Origin of the sequence: Flavobacterium collinsii (assembly GCF_946903285.1) — a bacterium.
GTDB classification, from domain to species: domain Bacteria; phylum Bacteroidota; class Bacteroidia; order Flavobacteriales; family Flavobacteriaceae; genus Flavobacterium; species Flavobacterium collinsii.
This window is the reverse complement of record NZ_OX336425.1, coordinates 3,751,267-3,772,125: the sequence shown is the minus strand read 5'-3', so window position 1 is coordinate 3,772,125 and position 20,859 is coordinate 3,751,267. Positions and strand designations below refer to the sequence as shown.

Genomic DNA, 20,859 nt, shown 5'->3' with positions numbered 1-20,859 from the left:
AAATAGTAATTACAAACACTTCTAACTCATAACATAAAACGCACAATTTAAAATATGAGAGCATTGGTTATTTCTGGCGGAGGAAGTAAAGGCGCATTTGCCGGTGGTGTAGCACAATATCTGATCGAAGAAAAGAATCATGAATATGATTTGTTTATAGGAACTTCGACCGGTAGTTTACTGATACCCCATTTAGCATTAGGGCATATTAAAAAAATTCACTCTGTTTATACCAATGTTACCATGGCCAGTATCTTTAATATATGTCCTTTTGTGGTTAAAAATAAAGATGGAGTAGATATTGTCACCATCAATCATTTTAATGTGTTGCGTCAGTTCTTTAGAGGCAAGAGAACCTTTGGTGAAAGTAAAGGATTAAAGCGATATATTAAGAATAATTTTTCGATCTCCGACTTTAATAAACTCAAAAAACTGGATAGCGATGTTGTTATAACAGTAACTAATTTTACCAAGAACGAAGCCGAATACAAATCTGTAAAAGATTGTACATACGAGGAGTTTTGTGAATGGTCCTGGATTTCCAGTAACTATGTGCCTTTTATGAGTTTGGTAGAGAAAAATAACTACGAATATGGCGATGGCGGTTTTGCAAGCTTAGTTCCCATTCGTGAAGCCATTAACCGCGGAGCAACTGAAATTGACGTTATCATTCTGGAAACTGAGGTCAATATGGACAAGACGGTTATTGGTAAAAATCCATTTTCTCTTATGATTGATTTATTTCGAATTGCCTTAGATCAGGTTGAAAAGCACGATATCGCTATTGGAAAACTGCTTGCAAACAATAAAAACGTAAAGCTTAACCTTTACTATACCCCAACAAAACTAACAGATAACGCTCTTATTTTTAATCAGGAAGTCATGAAAGAATGGTGGGAACAAGGTTATGAATATGCTCAAAATAAGTCTGAAGTCATGAGTGATAATAGATAGTTTAGACTAACTTAGATTTCTTAGATTTTTCGACTGGCTTAGACTTTTTTGGATTGTGAGATTACTCGACTGTAGGATTGTAAAAAAAAATCATTCGATTCTTAAATCTAAAGATCTAAGAATCGAATGATCCAACTACCTAACAATCTAAGAAGTCTAAGTCAGTCTAAGCCAGTCTAAAAAAGATCCGCTACTTCATTTTTTATGTATGCCAAAGCAGCATTACTTGGTGATTGTTTTTCCAGTAAGTCATTTAAAATTACTTCACGTAACTTGTCTGCACTGTCAACACGGTCACTCATAGCAGCTTTTCGAATAATTTGTATGGTTGAATTTTTGGCTGTTGTAATAATCGTCCAGCATTCATCCGACATATAAATTTGTTGCGTTAAATTATGCTCAAATTCCTGTTCTATCTGATCGATTAAGAAGTTTTCGTAATCGTGTTTTTCGTTTGAAATAGGCGCAATTCGGATTAGTAATTTGGTTAGATTGATACGCTCTAAATACAGAGTCATGCGCTCATAAGCCTGTAATCGTATTGGTAATGATTCTTTATGAGCTTCTTTATTTAATAAAAAATTGCGTTTTTTATCAAAGTTTTTAATGTGCAATTCAAAAAAACTGTAAGCAACAAATCCGGTAACAACAGCAGGTAGAGTGTAACTGGCTAATTCTATAATTTTTGTAAAATCCATTGGGTTTAAATTTTAAGCAAAAATATACTTTTTGAGGAGAAATCCACTTTAAAATTATTGTAATAGATAATCTGGAAGTTTACTTTTGTGCAGCGTACTTAAAAACAGTTCAAATACAATCATAATGGAAAACTACATCATAATTTTACTTTGTTTAGCAGCTTTTGCAGCAGGATTTATAGACGCGATAGTAGGTGGCGGAGGATTAATTCAAACGCCAATGGGACTGATTCTGTTACCCAATTTACCCGTTTCTACCGTGATAGGTACCTTAAAATTGCCTGCTTTTACAGGAACTGCATTTGCGGCCTTTCAGTATCTCAAAAAAGTGGTGATTCAGTGGAAGCTTCTTTTAATTATGATGTGTTTGGCCGTCCCATCGGCATTTCTGGGGTCGACCTTACTAACTTATGTAAGCAATGATTTTATGAAGCCACTTTTGTTGGTGGTTTTGTCACTGTTGCTGATTTATACCTATGCCAAGAAAAACTTTGGACAGCATGAGGCTAAAGATCATTCTTTTGGAACACAAATCCTGTATGCAGTTGTCATTAGTATAATCGTTGGTTTTTATGATGGCTTTATTGGTCCGGGTACCGGAAGTTTTTTTGTCGTAGCTTTTATTGCTTTGATGGGATTTGATTTTTTACATGCTTCCGCAAATGCAAAAATGGTGAATCTGGCAACCAACTTTGGCTCAATCTGTTTGTTTGTAATTAAAGGAAAAATCATTTGGACAATCGCTATTCCAATGGCAGCAAGCAACGGGCTAGGGGGATGGCTTGGGGCAAAACTTGCAATAAATAAAGGCAATGGTTTTATTCGTGTGTTCTTCTTAATTGTTGTAGTCGGTACTTTAATTAGATTTTCGTACGATGTGTTTTATAAGTAGTCAGGTTCTAAGGGACTAAGGCGCTAAGTTTTTTTATTAATTTATTCACAACTTTATCTTTATAGAATCGTTTCATTAGTCATTAAATTCCATATACAATACAAACTAATTTATCTACTTATAAAGTTAAGATCTTTAAATCTCAACTAATTATATCTTCATTTTCCGACCTCAAAAAGAATAAAAAACTTAGCAGCTTAGAACCTTAGTATCTTAGTAGCTTATTAAAGGTATAATTATTATTTTTGCATCATTATGGAGAAAAATTTCATGCAAAAGTACATTGACCAGCTCAATGAAGCACAAAGACAGCCGGTTTTAAAGAAAGACGGGCCAATGATTATTATTGCTGGTGCAGGTTCAGGAAAAACTCGTGTTTTAACCATTAGAATTGCTTATTTGATGGCTCAGGGGATTGATGCCTTCAATATTTTATCACTAACTTTTACCAACAAAGCGGCTCGCGAAATGAAACACAGGATTTCAGATATCGTAGGAGCCAGCGAAGCTAAGAATCTTTGGATGGGAACTTTTCACTCGATTTTTGCGCGTATTCTTCGTGCGGAATCGGATCATTTAGGTTATCCTTCAAATTTTACGATTTATGATTCTCAGGATTCCGCCAGATTGATTTCTTCTATTATAAAAGAAATGCAGCTGGATCGCGATATCTATAAACCAAAGCAGATTTTAGGCCGTATTTCAAACTACAAAAACAGTTTGATTACAGTAAAAGCCTATTTTAATAATCCTGAATTAGTGGAAGCCGATGCGATGGCAAAAAGACCGCGTTTAGGAGAAATTTACCAGCAGTATGTAGAGCGCTGTTTTAAAGCAGGAGCTATGGATTTTGATGATTTACTGCTTAAAACCAATGAATTACTAACTCGTTTTCCGGAAGTTTTAGCGAAATATCAAAATCGTTTCCGCTATATTCTGGTGGATGAGTACCAGGATACAAACCATTCTCAATATTTGATTGTAAGAGCGTTATCGGATAAATTTCAGAATATTTGCGTGGTTGGAGACGATGCGCAGAGTATTTATGCCTTCCGTGGAGCGAATATTAATAATATTTTGAATTTCCAGAAGGATTATGAAGGTGTAATAATGTTCCGTTTGGAGCAAAATTATCGTTCTACCCGAAACATAGTGGAAGCCGCAAATACCGTAATGGAACACAATAAGACCAAACTGGATAAAGTAGTTTGGACAGCAAATGATTTTGGGGCAAAAATAAAAGTCCACAGAAGTTTAACTGATGCCGAAGAAGGGCGTTTTGTTGCCAGTACCATTTTTGAACAGAAAATGCAAAACCAGTTGCATAACGGTTCATTTGCAATTTTGTACCGTACCAATGCGCAGTCACGTGCGATGGAGGATGCTTTAAGAAAACGCGATATCCCATATAGAATTTACGGAGGATTGTCTTTCTATCAACGTAAAGAAATTAAAGATGTATTGTGTTACCTGCGTCTGGTAATCAATCCAAAAGACGAAGAGGCTTTGGTTCGTGTAATCAATTATCCTGCGCGTGGAATTGGAGATACAACCGTTGAAAAACTTACAATTGCAGCCAATCATTACAAACGTTCGATTTGGGAAGTGATGGTTAACATTGACAAAATCGATTTGAAATTAAATGCCGGTACAAAGAATAAAGTAAAAGACTTTGTTACTATGATTCAGAGCTTCCAGGTGATCGACCAGAATCAGGACGCTTTTTATATTACAGATTATGTAGCTAAAAAAACGGGACTTGTTCAGGAATTGAAGAAAGATGCCACACCGGAAGGAATGGCTAAGATTCAGAACATTGAAGAGCTTTTGAACGGTCTAAAAGATTTTACCGAAGGACAAAAAGAGATTGACGGTGCAAGAGGAGCTCTATCTGAATTTATGGAAGACGTTGCACTGGCTACAGACTTAGACAAAGATACTTCTGACGAAGATCGTGTAGCATTGATGACCATTCACCTGGCAAAAGGACTTGAATTCCCACATGTTTTTGTCGTGGGAATGGAAGAGGATCTGTTTCCAAGTGCCATGAGTATGAGTACCCGTAGTGAATTAGAGGAAGAACGTCGTTTATTTTACGTAGCTTTAACACGTGCAGAACATCAGGCGTATTTGACTTATGCACAGTCACGTTACCGTTGGGGTAAACTGACAGATAGTGAACCATCCCGCTTTATTGAAGAAATTGACGGTCAATATCTGGAGTATTTAACACCGGCAGAAACCAACTATCGCTACAAGTCACCAATTGACGGTGATATTTTTGGAGATATAGATAAATCAAAACTGCGCTTGGCAAAACCAATTGGAAGTACCCCACCTAAGCATGTTACAGGCAATGATCCGAAATCGGACTTGAATATTCGAAAATTAAAGCCCGTTGTAGGAACCAACCCAAATAGTGGTGCTCCAAATTTGTTTGATAACAAATTGACAATTGGAAATGTAGTGATGCATGAACGTTTTGGAAAAGGCGAGGTAGTGAATTTGGAAGGTGTTGGCGCCGATAAAAAAGCTGAAATAAAATTCGAGGTAGGCGGAATCAAGAAATTGTTGTTAAGATTTGCTAAATTAGATGTTGTAGGCTAAGAAAAAAGCATAGAGAAAAGATGATAGAAAATAGATTTTTAAAGAAATTTAATTTTTCATTACTGCATTTCATTTTCAATCCTCGCAATTTTTCGTGACTTTTCAAGAGAATAAAGATTTTTTAAATTTATTTTAATTGAAATGTTGTTGTTTATTTTAAAAACTTAAAAAGAACTAAAGATCAGTCTTTGTTCTATAATCTAACTTCATTATTCTAAAAAAATGGCTGAGTTCATAAAAATATACCCTGACAAACCCAGTGAAGCTGCAATAGCCAAAGTGGTAAAAGTACTTCAAAACGGAGGTTTGGTAATTTACCCAACCGATACTGTTTATGGTTTAGGTTGTGATATTACTAATTCACGTGCTTTGGAGAAAATTGCAAAAATAAAAGGTGTTAAGCTGGAGAAAGCAAATTTTTCATTCATCTGTCATGACTTAAGCAATCTATCCGATTATGTACGCCAGATCGATACGTCAACTTTTAAAATTCTAAAAAGAGCATTACCGGGACCATACACTTTTATTCTACCGGGAAATAATAACCTGCCTAAAGAGTTTAAAAAGAAAACAACTGTTGGTATTCGTGTACCCGATAATAATATTATTCTTGAAATTGTTCGTAAATTAGGAAATCCTGTTGTATCAACTTCTATTCGTGATGAAGATGATGTAATTGAATATACGACTGATCCGGAATTGATTTTTGAAAAATGGCAAAATCTGGTAGACCTGGTTATTGATGGCGGATATGGTGACAATGTAGGTTCAACAATTATAGACCTGTCAGAGCATGAACCGATAGTCGTGAGAGAAGGAAAAGGAGATGTTGATATTTTGTAAAAAGAATAATATTTTTTTTGTATTATAAATATAATAGTGTTAATTAGTGGTGAATATTTATAATTAAACTATGAAAAAACTAATTTTTCTCTATTTTCTTTTTTGTTCTCTAAATTCCTTTAGCCAAAGGATGAATGGTAAAGTTTCTGATAAAGAAAACACACCACTACCAGGAGCTTTAATCTACTTAGACGGAACGACAATTTCAACAATTTCTGATGGCAATGGAAATTTTACCTTAGAGTATGATCCAAAAGCTAATAACATTCTAGTAGTAAGCTTTCTAGGATACGAAAATGAATATATTGCGGGTTCTGATTTTCAAAAGAATCTTAATATACACTTGAATTTTGCCAAAAACTCGCTTAAAGAAGTTGTGGTGAACAGAAAAGATATGTTTAGAAGGGATCAGAAGTTAAAAATATTCAGAGAGTATTTTATTGGAAAAACAGTAAACAGTAAAAAAGTTGTAATTCAAAATGAAGATGATATTTATTTTAAATATGATAAAGAAAAATTTGTTTTAAAAGCTTTTTCCGATAAGCCATTAATAATCATAAATCCTTCATTGGGTTACAAAATCAGCTATGAATTGCAAAACTTCGAAGTTACGTTTAGTAAACGAAGTGTATTATCGAGCGATGTAGTCAAAAACTTTTACTCTGGTTTGAGTCATTTTGAAGAAATAGCCAATTCGGATCTAATTTTGACAAAGAGGGAAGAAGCATTTAAAGGTTCTCTAATTAATTTTTTTAGAAATTTATCCAATGGCACATGGAGCAAAGATGAATTTTTATTATCTAAAAATAGTGATACGGTTATTTCCGATAATTGTTTCAAAATATCCAAAGAAGAATTCTCTACAAAGGTAGAAGTAGTAAAGCAAGCCCAACAGCAAGATAAAGAGATTATTGCATCATACGATGTTTTATTTAAAAACAAAGAAGAATCAAGTGTTATTTTTGAGACAAATACTTTTTATGTTTATAAATATGGAAATATCTCTAACATATCAGATATTGTTTTCTTAGGTCAAATTGCAAAAGAAAGAGTAGCTGAAATGTTGCCTTTGAATTATGGGATAAAATAGAATTTCTTGATTTTTTTTTAAGTAATAAATAGTATAGTGCTATCTTTATAAATAAAAAAAATAGCCAATAAGGGCTATTTGTAAAAAAAAACTTAAATGATATAAATATCTAAAATAAATAACTAACTTTAGATTAGTTAAAATTTAGTTAGTTAAATTAAAGATAATGCTATTCTTGATTTATATTTAATTGGTTATTAAAAAAATTAGGAATACATAAAAGCAGGTCAATTGACCTGCTTTTTCTGTTTAATGAACTATGTAAAAGCGGGATTATTTCGCTTGTTTTTTCATTTCTTTTTCAATCATATCGTAGAATTGATCGATTTTTGGCATAACCACAATACGAGTTCTTCTGTTACGAGCTTTGTTATCCGGAGTATCATTAGCTACTAATGGCACATATGAACTTCTACCGGCAGCGATTAATTTAGCAGGGTTTACACCAAGATCATTAGTTAATACACGAACAATTGAAGTAGAACGTTTAACACTTAAATCCCAGTTGTCTAAGATAATTCCGTTGCTTTTGTAAGGAACGTCATCTGTATGACCTTCAACCATACATTCAAAATCTGGTTTGTCGTTTACAACTTTTGCAACTTTAGCTAAAACAGATTTCGCTTTGTCACTTACGTCATAACTTCCGCTTTTGAATAATAATTTATCTGCGATAGAAATAAACACAACTCCTTTCTCTACATTGATTTCAATATCTGGATCGTTAATTCCAACAGCTCCTTTTAAACTTGTAACTAAAGCTAATGTTACACTGTCTTTCTTCGTTAAAGCGTCCTGTAGTCTTGATATTTTTAAATCTTTTTCTTTTAAACTTTCTAAAGATTTTTCAAGGTTTTCAGCTCCTTTAGTAGTTAAAACAGTTAAATCCTTAGAAGTACTGATTAAATCCTGATTGTGTTGTTTATAACTTTCAGCAGTTGCTGCTAATCCTGCTTTTTCTTCCAGACAAGTATTTAATTTAACTGTACAAGAGTTTAATAAATCTTGTATCTCTTTGTTCTTAGCTTCTAAAGCTGCATATTGCTTTTTCGATACACACGAAGTTAAGGCCATTAATACTGATAGTGCGATAACTATTTTTCTCATAAGGTATTATATTTAATTAAACGTTGATTACAAATTTAGTTCTTAATATTTTGATTACTGTTAAAGATTTCCTTAAATACAAGTAATTTCTTTATGTAATACAAGTAAACGACACTTTTCACGGTATAGTATTGCTGTATCTGGAAATCTTTGCGTTTCCTAAGGTATTTTAAAGATATGCAATAAAAAGAGAAATGCGCTTTGAGAATTGCAAAGGTATGCAGGAACTTTCCTTGTGTAAGAAAACGAATACCAGCTATACCGTCTAAAACCATTCGGAAGAAAATCACAAAGAAGAGTCCTTTTTTAGGTAAGTTTTTCACAAGCATTAGTAGTGAATTTCTAAAATTCAAAAAGGTTTTCTTAGGATTTCCCTGTTGCAAAGTCGCTCCTCCAACATGATAAACAACTGAAGCAGAATTGTACTTAATAGTATGTCCTTCATTTGCTGCACGCCAACACAAATCAATCTCTTCCTGATGTGCAAAAAAGGTTTCATCAAAACCTCCCAGTTCATGGTAAATTTCGCTTCTTATAAAAAAGCAAGCTCCTGATGCCCAGAACAATTCACAATTATCACCATATTGTCCATTATCTTTTTCGATAGTATCAAAAATACGTCCGCGACAAAAAGGGAACCCGTATTTATCAATGAAACCACCAGCTGCACCTGCATATTCAAAGTATTCTTTGTTCTTATAGTCCAGAATCTTAGGCTGAATAATAGCAGTTAACTTTTCATTCTCAAAAGTTTCAATGATAGGATTTAGCCAATTTTGCGTTACTTCTATATCTGAATTAACCAAAGCATAAATCTCAGCATCAATATGTTGCAAAGCATCATTGTAACCCTTTGCAAAACCATGATTACCATTGTTTTGAACGATTTTTATTGTGGGAAAATTGCTCTTAACAAAAGTTATAGAATCATCTGTCGAAGCATTATCAGCAACGTATATTTGAGCTCCCTCAGAAAATTGAATAATAGAAGGTAAAAATTGTTCCAATAATTTTACTCCATTCCAATTTAAAATTACAACAGCTATTTTATCCAAAAGTAATTTTTATTTATTTTAATATTATTTGTTATAATCAGGTAAACTTCTTAAAAACTGATATTTTTCATTTTCAAAATCCATCTGACAGTAAAAATGACTCAGTCCGTTTGTAACATTCAAAAACCGTGCCTGCATTGTCATATTATAACGGGCAATCTGATCAAAAGTTGCTTGTGAGATTTTAACCTCAGGGGCTTTGCATTCTACCAGTATATGTATAGAGCCATCAGAATTAAATACAACAACATCATATCTTTTTCGCAATCCATTGACAGTAAGCACTTTTTCTACGTTTATTAGCGATTTAGGGTATTTTTTCTCGGTCATTAAAAAATGAACAACATGTTGGCGAACCCATTCTTCTGGAGTAAGAATGATAAATTTTTTCCTGATTTCATCAAAAATAGACACTTTATTTTCGCTATTTTTGAATCGGAAAGTATATGTTGGGAAATTTAGTTTTAACATAAGACAAAAATATAAAATAGTTTCAGCTTTCTGGTTTAAAGTTTCAAGTTTTGAAGCCATAAACCGAAATCTGAAGCTTGAAACAAAATTTGAATGGACGAAGTTGTAAAAATTGTTAATGAGATAAAAGCCGGAGATATAAAACCGATTTATTTTTTAATGGGCGAAGAACCTTATTATATTGATAAACTATCGGAGTATATTGAACAAAATGTCCTTGCTGAAGAAGAAAAGGGATTCAATCAAACCGTTCTTTACGGAAGAGATGTTTCTGTTGAAGATATTGTAGCAACGGCCAAGCGCTATCCTATGATGGCTGATCGTCAAGTTGTTATCGTAAAAGAGGCACAGGATTTATCGAGAACAATTGACAAGATCGAATCTTATGTTGCCAATCCAATGACAACAACCGTATTGGTTTTCTGTTATAAATACAAAACACTGGATAAGCGAAAAAAAGTAACTAAACTACTGGCTCAGAAAGGAGTCGTGTATGAAAGTAAAAAATTATACGAAAATCAGGTTGGAGACTGGATAAAACGCGTGCTTGCAGGAAAAAAGTACACCATTGATCCAAAAGCCAATGCAATGCTGGTTGAATTTCTGGGTACTGATTTGAGTAAGATTAATAATGAGCTCGAGAAACTACAAATTATTCTACCGAAAGGAACAGTAATTACGCCCCAGCATATTGAGGAGAATATTGGATTTAGTAAAGATTATAATGTTTTTGAGTTAAGAAAAGCGATAGGGGAGCGAAACCAGCTCAAAGCCTATAAAATTGCAGAGAATTTCGCTCACAATCCTAAAGAATATCCACTGGTAATGACAACAGGATTGGTGTTTGGATTTTTTGTTCAACTTTTAAAATATCATGGACTGAAAGATAAAAACCCTAAAAATGTCGCAGCAGCTATTGGTGTAAACCCTTATTTTTTAAAGGAGTATGATTTGGCCATAAAAAATTATCCCATGCGTAAAGTAAGTCAGATTGTAGGAGCCCTGCGTGATGTAGATATTAAAAGCAAAGGAGTAGGAGCTAATGCATTGCCGCAATCTGATTTATTAAAAGAAATGCTGTATAAAATATTTAATTAAATAATTTAAAAATAATATTCTATTACAAGTGTCTTCGTCTTAAGTGAATATATCCATTTATTCTGATTTATTACGCTGAAATAGTGTTGTTTAAAATCTTAATTAATGAGGTGTATTTAGCTTTTTATTATTAAATACTCAAAACTAATAGAGTTCTACAAGTGATTTATCATAATAACATGTAATTAATTAACTATAATTATAGCAAAGACAATGTAATTTCATTATATTTCCTGAATATTATTTACATAAAACAATTCGGTGACCCCATCTACCTTATATCTATGCAACACAAGAATAAAAGTCATTCTTGTGTTATTTGTTTGCCTATCTACTGTTTTTAAGAGTTATGCCCAGTCTCAAACTCTTTTAAAAACAAACCCAGATGCTATAGTGTCAAAGATTGATAGTATCAAAAAACTAATCAGAACAGAAAATGTTCAAAATCATCTTTTGGGACTTAAAATCTTAAATGAAACAGAAGCTTCTTTAAAATCAAGAAGAGACACTGTAGGTCTTTTGCTTTTTCATAGGGAATGTATTAAGCTAATTTCTTATTTACGAAATTTCGGAACTCCTAATACATATCTTCTTGAAAATTTTCAGATTTTAAAGAAATACAATAACAAGCGGGAGTTGGCGCTATTGTATGAAGCTCTTGGTGATTTAAGGTATTATGAAGGCAATAAGTTATTGTCTCATCAATACGATTTGAAAGCGCAACAATTAATAAAAAAATATGGCAACCATGAGGACAATATAAACATAAACTACAACCTCTCGGTATATTATAAGACACATAAAGATTACAAGAAATCGATTCATTTTGCTATGATTTCGCTTGAAAACATTAAAAAAAGCAATACATCGAAGAAAAATAATTTTAAGATTCCCAATTTATATCTCTTCATATCCGAAGATTATTACCACCTTAAAGAAAATGATAGTGTCTATAAGTATCTGCAGCTTGTAGAAAAAACTCAAATACCCTACGCAGACGGGAGAGTTCCTTATGATGCAAAGCTCAATGAGCTGAAGGCAATGTATTATTACAATACGGGCGATCTGGCAACTGCAACAAAATTTTATCAAATCTCAGTATCAAAGTACATCAGACTCAATCAATTTAGAATGAGGCTTATTCAAAAATCAAACAAATTGAATAATACTTTGAAAATAAAAAATATTGAAAATAGAAGAAAAATTAATGAAGCCAGACTTGAAAGCGTAAGTGAGTCTTATAAAAATTATCTGCTGTTTTTTTCATTACTGCTAGTTACAATACTGATAGTGTTATTTATGATTCAGTTCAGAGCCTATAAATATAAAATGAAGGTTAATTTGATTCTGGAGAAGAAAAATTCAGAGTTAGAAAAAATAAATAAAGAGTTAAACGAAGCTTCAAAAATAAAAGATAATTTTCTTGATGTTGTAACTCATGAATTAAAAACTCCTTTAAATACGATTAGAGGGACAGCATATTTACTTGAAAACGAAAAATCGGAACAACTTAAGAAAGACTATATTAAAAATTTAAATTTTTCTTCCGATTATCTTTTGGGCTTTATCAATAATATAGTAGATTTTAAAAATCTAAAACGAGACGATACTATTAATTTACAGTTTAAAGATATTAATCTTAAAGAGATATTGAACGCCGTAATTGAAATGTTTAAAATCAATGCCACGAACCACAATACCATACTACTTGATTTTGACGACAAAATTCCACAGACTTTAAAGAGTGATGAAATAAGATTTACTCAGGTTATTATGGAGCTGATGACAAATGCTACAAAATTCACAAAAAAAGGCGAAGTAACTTTAAAGGCAAAACTGATTAAATCTAATAACGATAATGCCAGTATTAAATTTGATATTTCTGATACAGGAATTGGAATTTCAGAGAACGTTCAAAATAAAATATTTGAACCCTTTATACAAGAATCTACTGAAATCAATATTAAGTATGGAGGAAGTGGATTGGGGCTTTCCATTATAAAGAAAACCTTAGAACTTTTTAATAGTACGATTGAAGTTAAATCTAAAAAAGACAAAGGAACTACTTTTTCATTTGTAATCGATTTTGATATTTCCAATGAAATCCAAAATGAATCTTGTTTTATAAATAATCAGGAACAAAAAGACGAGCTCCCAAATATTGACGTTTTGCTAGTTGAAGACAATAAAATAAATCAGTTGTTAACCAGTAAAATTCTAATCAGCAAAGGTTTTAAATGTGATGTGGCCAATAACGGTCTTGAAGCAGTAGAGAAAGTAAAAGAAAAAAAATACGCAATAATACTGATGGACATTATGATGCCAATTATGGATGGTTTTGAAGCATCAGAAATTATTAGCGGTTTAAAACCTGAAATACCGATTGTAGCACTGACAGCCATTTCAGAAAATATATGCAGCAATAATTTTCAAAAAGCTAAAATTTTAGAAAAACTGGACAAGCCAATAAATCCTGATATTTTGTGTGAAACAATTTTAAAATATGTTACACAAAAAACGATCTAAGATTTACTAAAATTCACGATATTTGCATCTCTAAAAAAATACTACTTTTAAAATACTAATAACGCAATTATGGGAATGAATAAAAATACCATTTTAGGATGGGCTACTTTTATAATGGTACTTATGGGATTGTTACTTATAGGTCTTGGCGCTTTTAGATACAGAGATGTTTCCGGTTGGGGATTTGTTGCAGTTGGAGTTGGTTTTTTCTCTATCGCCTGGGTTTTTAACGCTTTGAAAGGAAGGGTATAATTCACTGTCTATTGCACTATCAAATTAATAAAAATAAACTAATAACAATAAACATAATATGTCAGACGATAAGAAAGTAATTTTCTCAATGCAAAAATTGAGTAAAACCTATCAGGGAGCAGACAAACCAGTACTTAAAAATATTTACCTGAGTTTCTTTTACGGAGCTAAAATTGGTATTTTAGGTCTTAATGGTTCCGGAAAATCATCACTTTTAAAAATTATTGCAGGAGTTGATAAAAACTATCAGGGTGATGTTGTCTTTCAACCAGGTTACACCGTAGGTTACTTAGAACAAGAACCAATCCTTGATGACTCTAAAACTGTTATCGAAATTGTTCGTGAAGGAGCTGCTGAAACTATGGCTGTTCTTGAAGAGTACAATCAGATTAATGATTTGTTTGGTCTTCCTGAAAATTACGAAGATCAGGATAAGATGGATAAGTTGATGGATCGTCAGGCAGCTTTACAAGATAAAATCGATGCTCTTGGTGCTTGGGAAATTGATACAAAACTTGAAATCGCAATGGATGCCTTACGTACACCGGAAGGAGACACACCAATTAAAAATCTTTCAGGAGGTGAGCGTCGTCGTGTAGCTTTATGTCGTTTGTTATTGCAACAGCCTGATGTATTGCTTTTGGATGAGCCTACCAACCACCTTGATGCTGAATCTGTACTTTGGTTAGAACAGCATTTAGCACAATATTCGGGAACTGTAATTGCTGTAACGCACGATAGATATTTCCTTGATAATGTAGCAGGTTGGATTCTTGAGTTGGATAGAGGAGAAGGTATTCCTTGGAAAGGAAACTATTCTTCTTGGTTAGATCAAAAATCTAGTCGTATGGCACAAGAAGAAAAAGTTGCATCTAAACGTAGAAAAACTTTAGAGCGTGAATTAGAATGGGTTCGTCAGGGAGCAAAAGGTCGTCAAACGAAACAAAAAGCTCGTTTACAGAACTACGACAAACTATTAAATGAAGACCAAAAACAATTGGATGAAAACTTGGAAATCTACATTCCAAATGGTCCACGTTTAGGTACGAATGTTATCGAAGCAAAAAATGTTGCCAAAGCCTTTGGAGATAAATTATTATATGATAATTTAAATTTCACTTTGCCACAAGCAGGAATTGTTGGAATCATTGGGCCAAACGGTGCTGGTAAATCGACCATCTTCAAAATGATTATGGGAGAACAAGCTACTGATAGCGGGGAATTTTCTGTTGGTGAAACTGTAAAGATTGCTTACGTAGACCAGTCACACTCGAATATTGATCCGAACAAATCGATTTGGGAAAATTTTGCTGACGGTCAGGAATTAGTAATGATGGGAGGAAAGCAAGTAAACTCAAGAGCTTATTTATCACGTTTTAACTTTGGTGGAGGTGAACAAAATAAGAAAGTTTCGATGTTGTCTGGTGGAGAACGTAACCGTTTGCACCTAGCCATGACATTGAAAGAAGAAGGAAATGTACTTTTACTGGATGAGCCTACGAATGACCTGGACGTAAATACATTACGTGCACTTGAAGAAGGTTTGGAAAATTTTGCTGGTTGTGCTGTAATTATTTCACACGACAGATGGTTCTTAGATAGAATTTGTACTCACATTTTAGCATTCGAAGGAGATTCTGAAGTATATTTCTTTGAAGGAAGTTTCTCTGATTATGAAGAGAACAAAAAGAAGCGTTTAGGTGGTGATTTAACTCCAAAACGTTTGAAATACAGAAAACTGATTAGATAATAAGATCTGAAAATTTTAATAGAAAAATCCCAAATTCCAATTATCGTGAATTTGGGATTTTTTATTACAGGAAATCTTTATCGATTAGCGTATGTGACTTCTCCTTCGTCGAAGTGACAAATATTGCGCTAAGTATTGGAATTTTATATTTTGGAATTTGAATTTTAAAGAAACTTCGCTTTCAATTCCACAGTTGGAATCATGCAGCTCTCTTTTTTGCCATACCATTTGTAACGGTTTTTGGCAACGTAGTCATAAAGGTAATTCCTAAGTTTTTCGGGTAAAATTTTAAAAACAGAAAGCAAACTGTAAATTCCACCCAGGTTATCGGCAATTTCAATTGCGGCTGATGATTTAAGATAATAGGCAACACCGGGATTGTATAAAATAATGCTATCTATTTTCTTCTGATCTACACCAATATATTTACAAATCTCAATTCCCAACTCAGATTGCAAAGCCACAAAACGAAAATTATCTTTTTTATCATGTTTGATGATAAACTGAACAGCACCGTTGCATAAATTGCAAACACCGTCAAAGAGGATTATTTTTTTGTTTTTTGGAAGATTTTGCATTTGGTTAAAAATTTCAGGTTTCAAGATTCAGGAAATATCAAAAATGACGATAATTACACGTATTAGTTTTGTTTATTAAAACAATAAAAGCAATAAATTTTACAAATCAAAAATAGCTTTCATAAATCAAATGTAAGCTGTTTTTGAAAATTATCCATCTTCGTAATTGTATTTCAAGAAATCGTTGCGTAAATCGCTTTATTTTAATTCTTGCTTCTTTTTTGAACTTTTAAAGGTTCAAAAACAGGGTTAGAGCTCAAAATTTACTTTTTAACAGCTTCCACCAATTCCAATTCATCCAAACTTACTTTTGAAGTAAAAATTCCGTAGTTGACCGTTGCCTTATTTTTTTCGATGGCGTCAATACTTCCAACAGATCTTCCGTCAAGCATTCTGACTCTGTCACCAACTTTTAAAATTGGTTTTGGTTTTTCGATTACAGGTTTAAGTTTTTTCTCTTTTTTCTCTTTTCGAATTTCCTCTACTTTTACTGTAATTTCAGCAATTACTTCTTTTTTCTTTTCGATTATGGCCTTAGCTTCTTTTGGAGTAGCTTTTTTACGCTTTGAATTCTCAATTTCTATAATTTTCAAAAACTCTCCTATAAGCTCTTTTTTGTTTTTATTATTAAAGTATTTCTCAGAGATGTCTTCTATTTTTTGACCTATATATATCGTCTTCTGATTACTATCATATAATTCCTGATAGCTCTCCAGTTTTTGTTTGATTTTTACATTGATGTTTTCCATCTTTTTGCTTTCTTCACGAGCCCTTGTTTCTTCTTCTTTTAGATTAATAGAAGTTTTTTCCAACTTAGAACGTTCTTTCTGAAGTGTTGCAATGGTTTTATCAAAGCGAACTTTGCCTACTTCAATTTTCTTTTTAGCACGATTAATCAATCCAAACGGAATCCCGTTTTTTAATGCAACCTCAAAAGTAAATGAACTTCCAGCCTGTCCCAAAGCCAGTTTATACATTGGCTCAAGAGATTTTTCATCAAACATCATATTTGCGTTTGTAGCAAATGGCAACTCATTTGCCAAAATTTTCAAATTAGAATAATGTGTTGTAATAATTCCGAAAGCTTCACGGTGATAGAATTCTTCCAGGAATATTTCAGCCAAAGCACCTCCTAATTCAGGATCAGAACCTGTACCAAATTCGTCAATTAAAAACATGGTTTTCTTATTGCATTTTTTTAAGAAATAATTCATATTTTTTAAACGGTAGCTATACGTACTTAGATGGTTTTCAATAGATTGATTATCTCCGATATCCGTTAAAATTCTGTCAAACAAGAAAGTTTCACTTCGTTCATGGACCGGAATTAACATCCCGGATTGTAACATCAACTGTAACAAACCAACTGTTTTTAGAGAAATTGTTTTCCCACCTGCATTAGGGCCTGAAATGACAATAATTCGGTTATCTTGCTTTAATTCAATCGTCTGCGGATGTGTAACTTCGTTCTTTTGCTTGTTATTGAGGTATAAAATAGGGTGGTAGGCCTCTCTGAAAAACAATCTTCTTTCTTCCGTAATTGTAGGCAGTATTCCGTTGATTCTATTGGCGTATTTTGCTTTTCCGGCAACAACGTCAATATCACTTAGAAATTCCTGATATTCAATTAGCAAAGGCAGGTATGGACGAATAGTATTAGATAATTGCTTTAAAATACGGGTAATTTCTTCCTTCTCTTCGTATTCTAAATTAGCCAATTCCCTAGAATATTGCAAAGTAGCTTCAGGTTCAATATAGGCGATACTTCCGGTCTTAGAAGTTCCTAAAATAGAACCTTTTACCTTTCGGCGATACATAGCTAAAACTGCTAAAACACGTCGGTTTTGTACAAAACTTTCTTTAATATCATCTAAATAACCAAGGCTATTATTATGTGAAAGTGCAACGCCAAAGCTTTGATTTACTTTACCACGTACTATATTCATATTTTGCCTTATACTCAGTAAAGCCGGTGAAGCATTGTCTTTGATTTCTCCGTACTTATCTACAATCGCATCAATGGTAGTTATGATGTCTTTTGTATACTCTACGCGAGAAGCTCTAGTGTTTAGATTAGGGTAGTAATCGTCAAATTTTTTAAGAAAATTCAATAAAAAGTTGGACGTTGAAGAAAGCGTGGCAATTTTTCTAAAACTGCCAACTTCCAAAAAGCTATCTTCTATAGCCAGAAACTTAATTTCGTGAGTTATAGCGTCAAATCCATGATTTGGAATGGCGTTATTATTTTGAAAAGAGGAAACATATTCTGATGTTTGCATAAGAGCTTGCATCAAGGTTTCTTTATCTCTAAAAGGAGTTATTTGTAAAGCTTTTTCTTTTCCTATATCAGTATTACAGCCTGCAGAAATGGTTTCGAGTACTGTTGGAAATTGTAAATCTTGTAATGTTTTTTCGGTAATAGATATCATTATATATCGTAAGTTGTAAAGGTTCAAAGTTACAAAGTTTTAAAACGAAATAGCACTATTAATTAGTACTTTGAAAAAAACTTTGCGTTATTTGTAATAAAAATCAAAAAATGAGAATCAATCTTTCTCTTGACTGGGAAGCGGTGCTAAAAGATGAAAATGAAAAAAACTATTTTCAGGAGCTACTAGCAACTCTTGAAACTGAATACCAAACTCATACCTGTTATCCGCCTGCAGAATTAATTTTTTCAGCTTTCAATACCTGTACTTTTAAAAATTTAAAAGTAGTTATTATTGGGCAAGATCCGTACCATGGAGAAGGAGAAGCCAATGGTTTAAGCTTTTCTGTGAATGACACGGTTAAGATTCCACCATCGTTGCGGAATATTTACCGAGAGTTAAATGATGACCTCGATTCTATCTTTATGCCAACTTCCGGCAATCTTGAAAAATGGTCGCAACAAGGAGTTTTGCTTCTAAACGCTTCATTAACTGTTCGCAAAGATAGTCCAAATAGCCATAAACACCTGAAATGGAATTTATTCACAGATGCCGTAATTCAGGCCATTTCTGATCAGAAAGAAAATATTGTTTTTCTGTTATGGGGAAGCTTTGCTCAAAAAAAAGGTGCAAAAATAGACCGTTCAAAACATTATGTTTTAGAATCCGGACACCCTTCACCAATGAGTGCTAATCAGGGAAAGTGGTTTGGAAATAAACACTTTAGTAAAACAAATGAATTCCTGAAATCAAAAGGAATTAGAGAAGTAGACTGGCTATAATAAATAATAACCGATTGAATTAATAGTGTTTTAAAGAAGAGTAATAACTACGATTACTCTTTATCTTTCTTAACAATCTCATCTAAAATCGCTTTATCCTCATAGTTAATTACTTTTAATATAATTTCTTGATTTTTAGAGGTTTTACCTTCGATGATGTAAAGTTTTCCTTTATTTACAGGCACATTACTTTTATCAAAATCGACATCTCCATATGTCAGTGTACTTTTAATATCAGCTGTATCAACCCATTTTTCATTTAAAGTCTGAACTGCTTTATCAGAATACTGAAAAGGCTTCGTACGTAAATTGTTTAAAACCCTGGCGTTTGGAAAATAATTGCAACGCGTATCTTTTCCACTGAATACAAGGGCTACAAAAAAGCATCCTATAACTAAACCAATCAAATAATAAGCAAAACGATGTGCGAACTTCATGAAATTTTTTTTTTGCAAAGGTACACTAAAGTTCCCTTAAAATACAAGTAAATTAATATCGTTATCTGGTAAATCGAACCACTCGCCAATTGCTTTATTGGTAAGAATTCCGTGGTACAGATAAATTCCGTTTTTTAATCCTTTATTGCATCTGATTGCACTTTCCAATCCGCCATCTTCTGCTATTTGAAGCAAGTACGGAGTCAGAATGTTACTTATTGATAATGAAGCTGTTTTAGAATACCTTGAAGGTATATTTGGAACACAGTAATGAAGAACATTGCTTTTGATAAAAGTTGGCTTTTCGTGTGTTGTAACTTCTGAAGTTTCAAAGCATCCACCGGTATCAATACTCACATCTACAATTACAGCACCTTTTTTCATGTGTTCCACCATGGTTTCCGTAACAATAATAGGGCAACGTTCTTTCCCACGCATGGCACCAATAGCGACATCACAGCGTCTCAATGCTTTTAGCAAAGCTTTTTGCTGAACTGTTGACGTAAAGATGCGTTGGTTTAGGTTGTTTTGTAAACGACGCAATTTGGTAATTGAATTGTCAAAAACTTTTACATTTGCACCAAGACCTATTGCAGTTTTGGCAGCAAATTCGCCAACAGTTCCGGCTCCCAGAATAACGACGTCAGTAGGAGGGACTCCGGTAATATTCCCAAATAAAAGACCTTTACCAAATTCATCCGTAATCATTAATTCAGCAGCAATAAGAATAGATGCCGTTCCTGCAATTTCGCTTAATGATTTTACTGCAGGGTACGATCCGTCCTCATCTTTAATATATTCAAAAGCAAGTGCAGTGATCTTTTTTTGAGCCAAAGCTTCAAAGTATGCTTTTTTCTTCGTTTTTAACTGAATGGCGGAAATTATAATCGTTTCAGGATTGATCATTTCGATCTCGGCTATTGTTGGTGGTTCTACTTTAAGCAACAATGGACATCCAAAAACCTTTTTAATATCTTTTGTTACTTCGGCGCCGGCATCTGAGTATTCTTTATCAGAATAACTTGAACTTTCACCGGCCCCTGCTTCAATCATAACTCGATGCCCTTCATAAGTCAAAGAGTTTACTGCATCAGGAGTCAGGCAAATACGACGTTCCTGATAACTTGTTTCTTTAGGAATTCCTATAAAAAGTTCGCTTTTGAATCGGCCAATTTCAAGTTTTTCTTCTTGTGGCAACAATTGCTGTTTCGTAAATGGAGTTAAGGTAATTGACATGGGTGGTGCGAAAAATTAAGAGTACAAATTACGTAAAAAGTTTTAAAATCAATG

At 33.1% G+C, this 20,859-nt stretch carries 18 protein-coding genes; 10 read left to right on the top strand and 8 right to left on the bottom strand.

The genetic code is table 11. The features are described from left to right. Positions 1 to 54: 54 nt before the first annotated feature. Positions 55 to 954, top strand: coding sequence for a patatin-like phospholipase family protein (locus OGZ34_RS15635; protein WP_263360815.1), 900 nt, complete (start codon positions 55 to 57; stop codon positions 952 to 954). Positions 955 to 1,130: 176 nt separating this feature from the next. Here OGZ34_RS15635 and OGZ34_RS15630 read toward each other — a convergent pair whose 3' ends face one another. Further along, positions 1,131 to 1,652: a DUF7935 family protein gene (locus OGZ34_RS15630; RefSeq protein ID WP_173966069.1), complete on the bottom strand. Its 522-nt coding sequence runs from the start codon at positions 1,650 to 1,652 to the stop codon at positions 1,131 to 1,133. Positions 1,653 to 1,776: 124 nt separating this feature from the next. Between OGZ34_RS15630 and OGZ34_RS15625 the strand changes: the two genes are divergently transcribed. From OGZ34_RS15625 to OGZ34_RS15610, 4 genes are all read left to right on the top strand, one after another. Then, positions 1,777 to 2,544, top strand: a complete 768-nt coding sequence (locus tag OGZ34_RS15625; protein ID WP_263360814.1) for a sulfite exporter TauE/SafE family protein — start codon at positions 1,777 to 1,779, stop codon at positions 2,542 to 2,544. A 270-nt stretch (positions 2,545 to 2,814) separates the two neighbouring features. Continuing rightward, a complete protein-coding gene (locus OGZ34_RS15620; RefSeq protein ID WP_263360813.1) occupies positions 2,815 to 5,151 on the top strand; it encodes an ATP-dependent helicase in 2,337 nt (778 codons plus the stop codon). Positions 5,152 to 5,373: 222 nt separating this feature from the next. Continuing rightward, positions 5,374 to 5,994 (top strand): L-threonylcarbamoyladenylate synthase, encoded by a 621-nt coding sequence (locus OGZ34_RS15615; RefSeq protein WP_263360812.1) that lies wholly within the window; start codon positions 5,374 to 5,376, stop codon positions 5,992 to 5,994. Between the two features lie 70 nt (positions 5,995 to 6,064). Then, positions 6,065 to 7,084 carry a carboxypeptidase-like regulatory domain-containing protein gene (locus tag OGZ34_RS15610; protein ID WP_263360811.1) on the top strand — a complete coding sequence of 340 codons (1,020 nt, stop codon included), beginning with the start codon at positions 6,065 to 6,067 and terminating at the stop codon, positions 7,082 to 7,084. A gap of 273 nt (positions 7,085 to 7,357) precedes the next feature. On the opposite strand, the gene OGZ34_RS15605 is transcribed toward OGZ34_RS15610, so the two are convergent. Genes OGZ34_RS15605 through OGZ34_RS15595 form a run of 3 tightly spaced genes read right to left on the bottom strand, consistent with a single transcriptional unit; the run spans position 7,358 to position 9,717 of the window. Next, complete coding sequence (locus tag OGZ34_RS15605; protein ID WP_173968421.1) at positions 7,358 to 8,191, bottom strand: OmpA/MotB family protein; 834 nt, start codon at positions 8,189 to 8,191, stop codon at positions 7,358 to 7,360. A 35-nt stretch (positions 8,192 to 8,226) separates the two neighbouring features. Beyond that, entirely contained in the window at positions 8,227 to 9,246 is a 1,020-nt protein-coding gene (locus OGZ34_RS15600) for a glycosyltransferase family 2 protein (RefSeq protein WP_263360810.1), read from the bottom strand. Positions 9,247 to 9,270: 24 nt separating this feature from the next. Further along, entirely contained in the window at positions 9,271 to 9,717 is a 447-nt protein-coding gene (locus OGZ34_RS15595) for a type I restriction enzyme HsdR N-terminal domain-containing protein (protein ID WP_263363138.1), read from the bottom strand. Positions 9,718 to 9,810: 93 nt separating this feature from the next. Between OGZ34_RS15595 and holA the strand changes: the two genes are divergently transcribed. The 4 genes from holA (at position 9,811) to ettA (ending at position 15,343) form a co-directional block, all read left to right on the top strand. After that, positions 9,811 to 10,815 (top strand): DNA polymerase III subunit delta, encoded by a 1,005-nt coding sequence (gene holA, locus OGZ34_RS15590; protein WP_173968424.1) that lies wholly within the window; start codon positions 9,811 to 9,813, stop codon positions 10,813 to 10,815. Between the two features lie 393 nt (positions 10,816 to 11,208). Next, positions 11,209 to 13,341 carry a hybrid sensor histidine kinase/response regulator gene (locus tag OGZ34_RS15585; RefSeq protein ID WP_263360809.1) on the top strand — a complete coding sequence of 711 codons (2,133 nt, stop codon included), beginning with the start codon at positions 11,209 to 11,211 and terminating at the stop codon, positions 13,339 to 13,341. A 69-nt stretch (positions 13,342 to 13,410) separates the two neighbouring features. Beyond that, entirely contained in the window at positions 13,411 to 13,593 is a 183-nt protein-coding gene (locus tag OGZ34_RS15580) for a CAL67264 family membrane protein (RefSeq protein WP_173968319.1), read from the top strand. 58 nt (positions 13,594 to 13,651) lie between these two features. Further along, on the top strand, positions 13,652 to 15,343 hold the full coding sequence (gene ettA / locus OGZ34_RS15575; protein ID WP_263360808.1) for an energy-dependent translational throttle protein EttA: 1,692 nt from the start codon (positions 13,652 to 13,654) through the stop codon (positions 15,341 to 15,343). 164 nt (positions 15,344 to 15,507) lie between these two features. Here ettA and OGZ34_RS15570 read toward each other — a convergent pair whose 3' ends face one another. Both OGZ34_RS15570 and OGZ34_RS15565 read right to left on the bottom strand, forming a co-directional pair. Beyond that, entirely contained in the window at positions 15,508 to 15,921 is a 414-nt protein-coding gene (locus OGZ34_RS15570; protein WP_263360807.1) for a thiol-disulfide oxidoreductase DCC family protein, read from the bottom strand. Positions 15,922 to 16,184: 263 nt separating this feature from the next. Beyond that, positions 16,185 to 18,350 carry an endonuclease MutS2 gene (locus OGZ34_RS15565; protein ID WP_263360806.1) on the bottom strand — a complete coding sequence of 722 codons (2,166 nt, stop codon included), beginning with the start codon at positions 18,348 to 18,350 and terminating at the stop codon, positions 16,185 to 16,187. A gap of 110 nt (positions 18,351 to 18,460) precedes the next feature. On the opposite strand from OGZ34_RS15565, the gene ung reads away from it, so the two are divergent. Then, positions 18,461 to 19,132 carry a uracil-DNA glycosylase gene (gene ung, locus OGZ34_RS15560; RefSeq protein WP_263360805.1) on the top strand — a complete coding sequence of 224 codons (672 nt, stop codon included), beginning with the start codon at positions 18,461 to 18,463 and terminating at the stop codon, positions 19,130 to 19,132. A gap of 53 nt (positions 19,133 to 19,185) precedes the next feature. On the opposite strand, the gene OGZ34_RS15555 is transcribed toward ung, so the two are convergent. Further along, the gene (locus OGZ34_RS15555) at positions 19,186 to 19,569 is read right to left on the bottom strand and encodes a DUF4258 domain-containing protein (protein ID WP_263360804.1); all 384 of its coding nucleotides are present in this window, start codon (positions 19,567 to 19,569) and stop codon (positions 19,186 to 19,188) included. A 36-nt stretch (positions 19,570 to 19,605) separates the two neighbouring features. Then, a complete protein-coding gene (locus OGZ34_RS15550; protein WP_173968321.1) occupies positions 19,606 to 20,805 on the bottom strand; it encodes an alanine dehydrogenase in 1,200 nt (399 codons plus the stop codon). Positions 20,806 to 20,859 lie beyond the last annotated feature (54 nt).

Excerpts from the sequence above, each read along its gene's own strand:
- OGZ34_RS15570 (WP_263360807.1), bottom strand. The coding sequence starts at position 15,921 with ATGCAAAATCTTCCAAAAAACAAAAAAATAATCCTCTTTGACGGTGTT.
- ung (WP_263360805.1), top strand. The coding sequence starts at position 18,461 with ATGAGAATCAATCTTTCTCTTGACTGGGAAGCGGTGCTAAAAGATGAA.
- OGZ34_RS15615 (WP_263360812.1), top strand. The coding sequence starts at position 5,374 with ATGGCTGAGTTCATAAAAATATACCCTGACAAACCCAGTGAAGCTGCA.
- OGZ34_RS15630 (WP_173966069.1), bottom strand. The coding sequence starts at position 1,652 with ATGGATTTTACAAAAATTATAGAATTAGCCAGTTACACTCTACCTGCT.
- OGZ34_RS15555 (WP_263360804.1), bottom strand. The coding sequence starts at position 19,569 with ATGAAGTTCGCACATCGTTTTGCTTATTATTTGATTGGTTTAGTTATA.
- OGZ34_RS15565 (WP_263360806.1), bottom strand. The coding sequence starts at position 18,350 with ATGATATCTATTACCGAAAAAACATTACAAGATTTACAATTTCCAACA.
- OGZ34_RS15610 (WP_263360811.1), top strand. The coding sequence starts at position 6,065 with ATGAAAAAACTAATTTTTCTCTATTTTCTTTTTTGTTCTCTAAATTCC.
- holA (WP_173968424.1), top strand. The coding sequence starts at position 9,811 with ATGGACGAAGTTGTAAAAATTGTTAATGAGATAAAAGCCGGAGATATA.
- OGZ34_RS15625 (WP_263360814.1), top strand. The coding sequence starts at position 1,777 with ATGGAAAACTACATCATAATTTTACTTTGTTTAGCAGCTTTTGCAGCA.
- OGZ34_RS15635 (WP_263360815.1), top strand. The coding sequence starts at position 55 with ATGAGAGCATTGGTTATTTCTGGCGGAGGAAGTAAAGGCGCATTTGCC.
- OGZ34_RS15580 (WP_173968319.1), top strand. The coding sequence starts at position 13,411 with ATGGGAATGAATAAAAATACCATTTTAGGATGGGCTACTTTTATAATG.
- ettA (WP_263360808.1), top strand. The coding sequence starts at position 13,652 with ATGTCAGACGATAAGAAAGTAATTTTCTCAATGCAAAAATTGAGTAAA.
- OGZ34_RS15605 (WP_173968421.1), bottom strand. The coding sequence starts at position 8,191 with ATGAGAAAAATAGTTATCGCACTATCAGTATTAATGGCCTTAACTTCG.
- OGZ34_RS15595 (WP_263363138.1), bottom strand. The coding sequence starts at position 9,717 with ATGTTAAAACTAAATTTCCCAACATATACTTTCCGATTCAAAAATAGC.
- OGZ34_RS15620 (WP_263360813.1), top strand. The coding sequence starts at position 2,815 with ATGCAAAAGTACATTGACCAGCTCAATGAAGCACAAAGACAGCCGGTT.
- OGZ34_RS15550 (WP_173968321.1), bottom strand. The coding sequence starts at position 20,805 with ATGTCAATTACCTTAACTCCATTTACGAAACAGCAATTGTTGCCACAA.